Origin of the sequence: Streptomyces sp. JJ36 (genome assembly GCF_021696945.1) — a bacterium.
GTDB lineage: Bacteria > Actinomycetota > Actinomycetes > Streptomycetales > Streptomycetaceae > Streptomyces.
Window position 1 is genome coordinate 1 of the sequence record NZ_JACYHE010000166.1, and the last position, 1,071, is coordinate 1,071.

Consider the following 1,071-nt stretch of genomic DNA (forward strand, 5'->3'; position numbering starts at 1 on the left):
CCCCCCGGGTCCCCCCGGGTCCCCCCTGGTCCCCTGGTTTCCTGGCGCCCCGTCGGGTGTCCCTGACCTTCTGGTCCGTTGTCTTGTGCAGGAGAGTGTTGAGTTCCCATGGCTGAAGTGCTGGTGTTCGTCGATCATGTGGATGGTGCGGTCCGCAAGCCCACGCTGGAGTTGCTGACGCTGGCGCGGCGGCTGGGTGATCCGGTCGCGGTGTATCTGGGTCCGGGTGTGGAGCAGGCCGGGCCGGTGCTGGGTGAGTACGGTGCGGTGCGGGTGCTGGCCGCGGACGCGCCGGAGTTCACCGAGTACCTGGTGGCGCCGAAGGTGGATGCGGTGCAGGCCGCGTGCAGCGCGGTCTCGCCGGCGGCGGTGCTGGTGCCTTCCTCGGCGGAGGGCAAGGAGATCGCCGCGCGGCTGGCGGTGCGGCTGGGCTCCGGGCTGATCACCGACGCGATCGATGTCGAGGTGGGCGAGGAGGGGCCGGTGGCCACGCAGTCGGTGTTCGCCGCCGCCTACACCACCCGCTCCCGTATCACCCGCGGTATCCCGGTCCTCACGGTCAAGCCGAACTCGGCCGCGCCGGAGGCGGCGCCGACGACCGCGACGGTGGAGGAGCTGGCAGTGTCCTTCTCCGGGCAGGCCACCGGTACCCGGGTCACCTCCCGCACCCCGCGGGAGGCGACCGGGCGTCCGGAGCTGACCGAGGCGGCCGTGGTGGTCTCCGGCGGCCGTGGCCTGGGCGGCGGCGAGAACTTCCGGGTGGTGGAGGAGCTGGCCGACTCCCTCGGCGCCGCCGTGGGCGCCTCCCGCGCCGCGGTCGACGCGGGCTGGTACCCCCACTCCCACCAGGTCGGCCAGACCGGCAAGACCGTCTCCCCGCAGCTGTACATCGCCGCGGGCATCTCCGGCGCCATCCAGCACCGGGCCGGGATGCAGACCTCCAAGACCATCGTCGCGGTCAACAAGGACGCCGAAGCCCCCATCTTCGACCTCGTCGACTACGGCGTCGTCGGCGACCTCTTCGAGGTCCTGCCCCAGCTCACCCAGGAAGTCCACACCCGCAAGGGCTGA

1 protein-coding gene is annotated in these 1,071 nt (G+C 72.2%); it reads left to right on the top strand.

Annotated features, from left to right (window positions below):
- The first annotated feature begins 108 nt into the window (after positions 1-108).
- Complete coding sequence (locus HOY81_RS27005; protein ID WP_237323338.1) at positions 109-1,071, top strand: electron transfer flavoprotein subunit alpha/FixB family protein; 963 nt, start codon at positions 109-111, stop codon at positions 1,069-1,071.

Bases quoted from the DNA above. Each gene is read 5' to 3' on its own strand.
- HOY81_RS27005 (WP_237323338.1), top strand. From the start codon at position 109: ATGGCTGAAGTGCTGGTGTTCGTCGATCATGTGGATGGTGCGGTCCGC.